Origin of the sequence: uncultured Ruminococcus sp., assembly GCF_946415235.1 — a bacterium.
Classification (GTDB): domain Bacteria; phylum Bacillota; class Clostridia; order Oscillospirales; family Ruminococcaceae; genus Ruminococcus.
Genome location: NZ_CAMKRR010000123.1, coordinates 1 through 8,164, shown reverse-complemented (window position 1 = coordinate 8,164; position 8,164 = coordinate 1). Strand labels below are relative to the sequence as shown.

Here is an 8,164-nt window from a genome sequence, read left to right as displayed (position 1 = left end):
TACGGCAGCTATAAAAGAACTGGAACAGCTTGGATATCTGCGGCGGCGGTATCCGAGAAATGCACACGGCAGAATAGATCACGCCGAGTACACTGTCTGTGACATCCCACTTCACGAATATGAAACCTTAGTTGTTGACTGGAGCGATAACAACGCTCAGAAAGGAGAAGATTTATGAACGAAGAAGCCAAGCTTATCAATATTGAAAGCGATTATGAGAGAGCTCTTGTGGAACGAGAAGCTATCGAAGCTGAACTGAAAAAGCTGACTGAAAAAGAAACGCAGAAAGCCCATCATATCAATACTCTGCGTAATCGTTATAAGGAAGAAAAACGCCGCAGCCGTACTCACCGTCTTATTGAACGGGGAGCTATTCTTGAAAGTATTCTCCCCGATGCAGAATCTTATTCCAACGAACAGATAAAGCATATCCTTAGAGTTGCATTCAGCAGCCTGCCTGTTAATTTGAAAGGAGCTTTTTTCCATGATGATACTGATGAATAATTCTGAAAAAGCTGATTATGAGGTAAGCATACTACTTCCCTTGATTATACCAAGGGCGCACTTATATACCACTGACATGGTATGTGCGCTCTGCGAGGCTGAAAAGGCGGTGATAATATCGCAATCTATCATTGCTCAATAAAAATTATCAGCCGCGGAAAAGGAAAATCTGCCGTAGCCGCAGCAGCATACCGTGCAGGAGAAAAGCTTCACAACGATTATGACGGAATGACGCATGACTTCACACGCAAAGGCGGAGTAGTTCACAGCGAAATATTATTGCCGCCAAATGCTCCTGCGGAATACGCAGACCGTTCCACATTATGAGTATTACAAAAACAATAAGGCTGTTTATCAGGAATGGCAGTCCATAACAAAACCGAAGAAAAAGGACAAGTTCTACAACGAGCACCGCGGAGAGATCACATTATTTGAAACTGCAAAGAAGTATTACAGCACAACTCTTGGAGATAAGAAGATAACTCCGAAAGCATGGAGAAAAGAACTTGCTGAACTCAAACAGGCACATCAGAATGAGCTCAAAGAAATCGACAGGCTTGCCGAAGATGTTTCTGCAATGGAAACCATAGCCTACAACATCGACAGGCTTGCAAAGTACGAAGACAAACAACATGAAGTGCAGAAGAAACGCACTTATGAACTGGAATGAAAGGACGGGATATGTAATTATGAAAAAGGAAAAAAGAATCACTATTTACAAAAAGATATGGTGTAAGATACGTTACTGGCAGAATCTTAAAGATGTTTCTGATACCGAACTTGCAGCTTATTTAAGAGTTTGTGAGCGAACACTCAGAGACTATGACAAGAACGCACGAAATATCACTCTCGAAAAAATCGATAACTTTCTTACTGTGAACAGCATGGAGCTTGACGAGCTTCTTGCAATGTAAAAAACACTGGACAAATCACACGGAAAGTGGTATACTATATCTATAGTTTGATATCACTTTCCGTAACTCGGAAAGGAATGATATTATGAAAGCTAAAAAACTCCCTTCGGGAAATTACAGAGTACAGGTAGTTGCAGGTCACGATGAAAACGGCAAACGTATCGTAAAATCATTCACTGCCAAAGAGGAATGGGAGGCAATGAAACTTGCCACCGACTTTATTTGCAATAGAGAACAAAAATTTGACAAGAATGTAACTCTTTCAAAGGCAATAGAAATGTATATTGAAAGCCGTAAAAACATCCTTGAAGAAACAACTATATGTAGCTATGATCAGGTACTGAGATTCCGCTTCAAATCTCTTATGAATATAAAGCTTTTTGATTTAAAGCCTATTCAGATTCAGCAGGCAATTAATATTGATGCTGAAACAATAAGTCCTAAAACTTTGAAAAATGCTTATGGATTGCTTAAATCTGTGCTTAAGATGTTTGAAGTTAATATCAACTTAAACAGTGTAAAACTTCCCAAACTTAAAAAAAGAGAAAAGAAATTACCTTCTTTTGAACAACTTTTTCCTATCGTTAAAGGTACTGACGTTGAACTTCCTGTTCTGCTTGCAGCCTGGCTTAGCTTGAGAATTGGTGAAGTCATAGGACTAAAGTTCAAGGATGTAGACACCGTAACTCATGAAATTAATGTAAGACGTACAATCATAAAAACTAAAGATGGTTACAAAGTACGTGAAGGCTGTAAGACGGAAAAAAGTAAACGCCAACTCGAATTGCCAAATTATATTTATGATATGATAATGTCTATTCCACATAAAAGCGGCGAGGATTTTATTATTCCGTTTACAAGAAAAATAGTTTATGATCGATTCAAGAAACTTGTAAAAGAAAAAGATATCGAAATGACTTTTCATGATTTGCGACACTTGAACGCTTCAATCATGCTTATGCTTGGAGTTCCAGACAAATACGCAATGGAACGCGGCGGTTGGTCGACAGATTGTATATTGAAATCAGTTTATCAGCAGACATTCAGCTCAGAGCGAAAAAAGATTGACAAAATGATTGATGGTTACTTTAACGGTATAATTCTTGACTCTGATAATGCTTCGGCATAAATATGTGATTATGAGAAAATCACATAATGTCACACGAATTAAAGTATAAATGCCTGTAAGTGGCAGTTTTTGTTTATTTGTTACGGGTTCGAGTCCCGTCACAAGCTCCAAGCAAATGGCTTAACCACGCGGTTTATGGACTGCGTGGTTAAAATTTTATATGCTGTTTTTCTCTTAAAATGTCATTTTGGTTCTTACGTAAGAACCAAAAATATGAGTATTTTCTTCCAGTACACTATTCGTCCAAATAGGCGTTTGGTTCTTATTTGGTTCTTATTGGTTCTTACGTAATATAAATCACTATAAAAAAAGACAGCAGCCAGAGATAATACTTCTCCGGCTGCTGCCAATTCGTTATGCGGATTTATCCTTCTTTTTCTTTGAGAACAATGACAGATCCATCGCTTTCGCTGCCATTTCGTCCGCTCTCTGTATAACATGGGTATAAATATCATTCGTTACGGTAGTGCTGTTGTGTCCGAGCCTCTGAGAAACTACTTTCAGAGGAATGTCGTTCATGATCATAATAGTTGCTGCGGTATGGCGCAGAGTGTGTACGTGAACTTTATCAAAATGATGTTCTTTACAGAATTTACGGAACCAGCTTGAAAACGTATCAGGTCTCAGCCAACCGCCAAAATCATTGGTGAATACCTTTCCTGTTTCAATCCACTTATTTCCAAGGTTATACTTGTACTCGTCCTGCCATTTCTTGTATTCATGCAGCATTTCTATGACGTTATCAGATATCTTTATATCTCTGATAGAAGATTTTGTCTTTGGAGTTCCTTCAACAAGTCCGAATTCCTTCGTATAGGTAAGATTTTTCCTTACGCATACAAGAAGTGCATCTTCATCTATATTTTCCCAATTCAGGGCACAGAGCTCTCCTCTTCGCATTCCTGTAAACAAACATAGCATTGTAGCTGTTCTGAACGGTTCAGGTGCATCTTCGAGTTCATCCAAGAGGCGAAGTGCTTCTGATTCGTCAAGAAACACTGCTTCAGGTTTTGGTGCTTTAGGAAGTCTGACTCTTGTACATGGATTTACAGGAATAATATTCTGAGTTACTGCGTGTTTAAAGATTCCTGATATAATAGCGTGATATCTTTTTACAGTCGCCACACTAACATTATCTCGTTTTACATCATTAAAAACCTTTTTGTATTCCAGTCCAAGGGCATCTGAAATCTTCTTTGCACATTTCACGCTGATAGCTTTACCCTTAAGAAGTACTTTTATAGTAGTCAGAGAAACCTCTGCTTTTCTGGAAAGCTCCGACTGTGTTATTCGCTCATGTTTATACTTCTTTCCGTCATAAACAAGGATATATTTTTTGAAATCAATAGTAGGTGTTACAGCTTCGTTTGTTTTAACTGCCCTTCCAAGCAATGAAGCATCCCTAAAAGCCAAATGAATATTATTTATTAATATGCATAAGTGATACTGTGAAAAAGCGATGCTTGTACGCCGAAAAAATATGAGTAGCGTACAAACTCATTTTTCAGAAAAAAGAAAACCCACAAACGGCTATTTTAAGCCATTTGTGGGGTTGCTGAATGTGTGTCTTTTACAAAATAGATATTTTTTCAAGTCGAATTTTTTGAGATTTCTGAGGTTAGAGTGTCATAACCTCACGGGATTTCAAGTTTTAACCCAAAATTGAAATCAGTTTTTTAAGTAAGCACCTTGAAAAAATCAAGGTGCTTTTTAGTCTCGGGGTCGTGATTAATAACTATAAGAAGTCTTTTAAGTACTTTGCGATATTTCTTAGTTGTTTTACTTCACACATACGACACTGGATTACTCCAAGCCGAGAAGCTTCTTCTGTATCTTTTGCGCGTCGCCGACTGTAAGACCGTCTCCGTCCATATCACCATTTACCCTACCCTGTTCATTAAGATGGTTCTCAGCCGTACCGTCTTCGCCGTATTTGTTAGGGTTAGCAAGTGCCTGCATTATAAGAACTGCGTCTCCCATGTCGAGCTGACCGTCACAATTTACATCACCGGCCATAGTGACTTTGAGCTGTGGAGTCTCGGTGGTAGTTGTTGTAGCAGCTGGTTTTGAAGATGTGGTAGTAGTTGTGGTCGTTGTAGTAGTAGTTGTGGTCGTTGTAGTAGTAGTTGTTGTTGTTACAGCAGGCTTTGAAGACTTAAGATACTCGTCAACAACATCAGCCCAGTATTTGCCCATTTTCTCATAACCTGCAGCATTGGGGTGAACACCATCGCCAAGGTCGGCAGTACCATTGAGACAACTATGAATATCGGCAAATGTTACGCGCTTTCCATTGCTGTTATACTCGTTTGCTACCTTCTTAACAGCAGCGTTGTAGTCAGCGATCTGAGCGGATCTGTCTCCACCGCCGAACATTCCGCCGCCGAGTTCCGGGATAGTTGAAACAAAGAGCATAGCGTCAGAAGGCATCTCTGCGAGGAAATAATCGATGAGGTCGCGGAGATCCTGCTCACAAGCACTTGTAGCACGATTACCGTTCATATCATTTGTACCGATGATAAGTAGAACGATATCGGGATTGGCCTGCTTTATAGCATTTTTCTGCTTAAGTACATCGTATAAGCTTCCGAAGCCTGAATTCTGCTTGATCGTGTATCCGCTGTAGCCTGCGTGATTGTCATCATATGTAACACTCTTGCCGTTATAATTGAAGGTTGCAGCGTTTTTGCCCTCCGGGCCGACAAAATCAATATTGTTGTAGCCTTTTTCCTTGAGGAAGTAATCAAGGTACTTTCTGTATCCGCCGGTATCACCCATACCAAAGGTTATGGAATCACCTGCCGGCATGATCCTTATCATATTTTCATTCTGAGAAGAGTTATTGCCGTCATTGTCGTTGGGAACCTGCTGACCGCTGTCGGTATTGCCTATGTCACCGAAGTTGCCCCAGTTCATACCGCCCTGACCGCCAAACTGGCTCATATCGAAGCCGCCTTGTCCGCCCTGGCCACCAAACTGGCTCATGTCAAAACCGCCTTGTCCGCCCTGGCCACCGAACTGGCTCATGTCAAAGCCACCTTGTCCGCCCTGGCCGCCGAACTGGCTAAAGTCAAAGCCGCCTTGTCCGCCCTGACCGCCAAACTGGCTCATATCGAAGCCGCCTTGTCCGCCCTGGCCGCCGAACTGGCTCATGTCAAAGCCGCCTTGTCCGCCCTGGCCGCCGAACTGGCTCATGTCAAAACCGCCTTGTCCGCCCTGACTCATGTCAAAACCGCCGCCTGCATTACCACCACCGGCGTTTCCGCCGCCTGTCTGCTGACCCATCTGGTCATCGCCTGCATTTGTGGTAACGGTTACGCTCTTGACGTTAGCAGAACCGTTTGATCTGTATCCCTCAATGTTAAGAGATACTTCGTAGAGAGTACCTGACATATCAAGGCCCTTCTGGCTCCATGCGTCGAAGTGCTTGGATACGTCGATAGTGCCCTTCATGTAGTTTGTTGTATTGTTCTGTGAGCCGCTTGTTGTTCTTATGCTCCAGTACTGAGGGAATGTTGCGGTACCGTCGAGAGAGGGCTGGTTGTAACGCATTGTCTTGGCAATTTCATAGGTATTTCCGTTGAGGGTGATATTGCCTTTTCTCTCACCGTCGTTTCCGGGTGGTCTCCAGTCGCCCCAGCCTTCAACGATATAATATTCCATGAGAGGGTTTCTTGTCCAGCCGTATACACACATATATGAGTTTCCGCGCGGTGTGTACTCAACGTCGTATGTGAGAACAATGTTTCCGAAAGCCTTGTAATTCTTCTTCTGACTGTCGAAATTCTTGCCCATTCGAGCAAGGAAGTTCTCAATGTTGCTCCATGAACAGGTGAAAGAACCTGCGCCCGGGTTCATCTGAGCATTACCCTGGCCATTCTGATTCCACATCTCATAGTCGTATCCGCCGATATTTCCGCGAGTCTGCTGATCGGCTGCTGAAGCGACAAACGGGATGCTTGATGCGACCATCAGCGCTGAAACGGTGCCGCTGATGATCTTTTTGATTTTGGACTTTGCCACTAAAATCACTCCTTGTTTTTGTCTGCAAATGAATTGCAGCATTAATTTAGAACGAAATTTAGTAGTCCCCCAAATTTTTATCTACTTTTATTATAACATTGAAGAACTATTTGTCAAGTGTTTTTTTGTAACAAATAGTACGTTTTTGAGAACAAAATGAAAGTGCACTATGTATGCTAAAAGAAAACTGAGCCAGTTAACGCAGTCAGTTTTTTTAGTTCTTTTGCTATACTGTTATTTGGTATTTCCGGAATATACATAAAATCATCCTTTCATCATAAAATCAAGTCTCACCGGTGCCTTGCCGTTGGGCATGTGACATGACTCCTGCAATATCAGAGAGTAGCCTATCTCGTTCATGGTCAGCTGTGGCTCCTTTCCGATAGTTTCAATAATTATATCATATTCGTGGGAGTTTTTCAATAAAAAACAGCTACTGTCCGTGTGAATGTGAGCTGTTGTCAGTTATCGCAAAAAAATGAGACAACTCATAGTAATGTGCATTTTCTGCATAATGCTATTTTTATAATATACCTGTAGTTTACTTGCTTTTTCCGAAAAGCTATGATATAATACAGGTGTAGTCAGAACAGGAACGGTCGAGAACGACCTCTGTAACAAGAATTATTACGAAAGGAGTTAACCGAAATGAGACAGTTTACTATGGTATATCTGTATAGCGAACACTATGAAGAAAGTTTCTATCACGAGAGTGAAGAGGCTCTATTTGTGCTGCATACAGATAAACGTAGTGGATAGTCATTTCGGAGAGCACTTTCTTTGTGTTGTGATCCATACAAATGATAAACACCGTCTGTATGCAAGCAGGCGGTGTTTTTGTTTTCATAATACAAGGAAAGGAGTTGCTCACGATGCCGGTAATCGATGTAAAGGCAACAGGTAATAACATCAAGAATATCATCAAGTCCAAAGGTTTCAGAATATCCGACGTACAGGCAAGATGCGGTTTCAATACTCCGCAGGCTATCTTCAAGTGGATGCGTGGGGACGCTGTACCTACTATTGATAATCTGATAATACTTGCGGATATGTTTGATGTGACCATAGATAAAATAATAATCGTCACCAGAATATGAGTGGCGAAATATGGGCAAGTATGCGTAGCTGGCGAACGCAGCAGATGCGCTGTGAGCGTAGCGAGAAAGTCCCCTTGGGGGATAAATCTGCCACCCTTGCGGTAAACATCGCAGGTTCGACTCCTGCCTTGCCCACCAATGGTCGCATAAGCCTAACTGGTAAGGCAGCAGTTTGCTAAACTGTGAGTAATCGGAATGTTCCGATGTCTGAGTTCAAATCTCAGTGCGACCGCCATAAAAACTTGAATTCAACATTCCCTAAATCCCCCCGAAGCGATTGGCAAATCGTTTCGGGATAATCATTTATGCACTTATCTGTTCACAAATTAACCTTGAAAAACTGCTTTTTTTCAGTTATAATAATTGAAAAGAGAGGTGTCGGAGTTGAGTAACATAGTAATTCTTGTTGGCAGTGTGAGAAAAAACGGCAATACTGCGCGGCTGGCGCAGAGCTTTGCAGAAGGCGCTGCAAAGAATAATAATGTGGAGATAGTATC

At 41.5% G+C, this 8,164-nt stretch carries 8 protein-coding genes, 2 tRNA genes and 1 pseudogene; 9 read left to right on the top strand and 2 right to left on the bottom strand.

What is annotated here, in order from left to right; translation table 11 throughout:
- The first annotated feature begins 174 nt into the window (after positions 1-174).
- The 5 genes and pseudogenes from Q0R37_RS14245 (at position 175) to Q0R37_RS14225 (ending at position 2,547) form a co-directional block, all read left to right on the top strand.
- Positions 175-504, top strand: coding sequence for a DUF3847 domain-containing protein (locus Q0R37_RS14245; RefSeq protein ID WP_294755225.1), 330 nt, complete (start codon positions 175-177; stop codon positions 502-504).
- Positions 505-621: 117 nt separating this feature from the next.
- A pseudogene (locus Q0R37_RS14240) lies at positions 622-828 on the top strand (MobA/MobL family protein); the annotation flags it as partial.
- Positions 794-1,174 carry a hypothetical protein gene (locus tag Q0R37_RS14235; protein WP_294755224.1) on the top strand — a complete coding sequence of 127 codons (381 nt, stop codon included), beginning with the start codon at positions 794-796 and terminating at the stop codon, positions 1,172-1,174. The pseudogene Q0R37_RS14240 and the gene Q0R37_RS14235, both read left to right, overlap by 35 nt.
- Positions 1,175-1,193: 19 nt before the next feature.
- The gene (locus tag Q0R37_RS14230) at positions 1,194-1,418 is read left to right on the top strand and encodes a hypothetical protein (RefSeq protein ID WP_072299724.1); all 225 of its coding nucleotides are present in this window, start codon (positions 1,194-1,196) and stop codon (positions 1,416-1,418) included.
- 85 nt (positions 1,419-1,503) lie between these two features.
- Complete coding sequence (locus Q0R37_RS14225; RefSeq protein WP_294755223.1) at positions 1,504-2,547, top strand: site-specific integrase; 1,044 nt, start codon at positions 1,504-1,506, stop codon at positions 2,545-2,547.
- Positions 2,548-2,901: 354 nt separating this feature from the next.
- Here the strand turns inward: Q0R37_RS14225 and Q0R37_RS14220 are convergent, their stop codons facing one another.
- Positions 2,902-3,939, bottom strand: coding sequence for a tyrosine-type recombinase/integrase (locus tag Q0R37_RS14220; RefSeq protein WP_294755222.1), 1,038 nt, complete (start codon positions 3,937-3,939; stop codon positions 2,902-2,904).
- A 411-nt stretch (positions 3,940-4,350) separates the two neighbouring features.
- Positions 4,351-6,570, bottom strand: a complete 2,220-nt coding sequence (locus tag Q0R37_RS14215) for a glycoside hydrolase family 11 protein (protein ID WP_294755221.1) — start codon at positions 6,568-6,570, stop codon at positions 4,351-4,353.
- Between the two features lie 872 nt (positions 6,571-7,442).
- Here Q0R37_RS14215 and Q0R37_RS14210 point away from each other — a divergent pair.
- From Q0R37_RS14210 to Q0R37_RS14195, 4 genes are all read left to right on the top strand, one after another.
- Positions 7,443-7,667, top strand: a complete 225-nt coding sequence (locus tag Q0R37_RS14210) for a helix-turn-helix transcriptional regulator (protein WP_294755220.1) — start codon at positions 7,443-7,445, stop codon at positions 7,665-7,667.
- Between the two features lie 12 nt (positions 7,668-7,679).
- Positions 7,680-7,805, top strand: a tRNA-OTHER gene (locus Q0R37_RS14205).
- Between the two features lie 2 nt (positions 7,806-7,807).
- Positions 7,808-7,902 (top strand) — tRNA-Ser (locus tag Q0R37_RS14200).
- Between the two features lie 140 nt (positions 7,903-8,042).
- Positions 8,043-8,164 (top strand): NAD(P)H-dependent oxidoreductase (locus Q0R37_RS14195; RefSeq protein ID WP_294755226.1); only part of this gene is annotated, 122 nt, incomplete at its 3' end.

Coding starts and splice junctions, on each gene's coding strand:
- Q0R37_RS14210 (WP_294755220.1), top strand. CDS start 7,443: ATGCCGGTAATCGATGTAAAGGCAACAGGTAATAACATCAAGAATATC.
- Q0R37_RS14235 (WP_294755224.1), top strand. CDS start 794: ATGCTCCTGCGGAATACGCAGACCGTTCCACATTATGAGTATTACAAA.
- Q0R37_RS14225 (WP_294755223.1), top strand. CDS start 1,504: ATGAAAGCTAAAAAACTCCCTTCGGGAAATTACAGAGTACAGGTAGTT.
- Q0R37_RS14245 (WP_294755225.1), top strand. CDS start 175: ATGAACGAAGAAGCCAAGCTTATCAATATTGAAAGCGATTATGAGAGA.
- Q0R37_RS14230 (WP_072299724.1), top strand. CDS start 1,194: ATGAAAAAGGAAAAAAGAATCACTATTTACAAAAAGATATGGTGTAAG.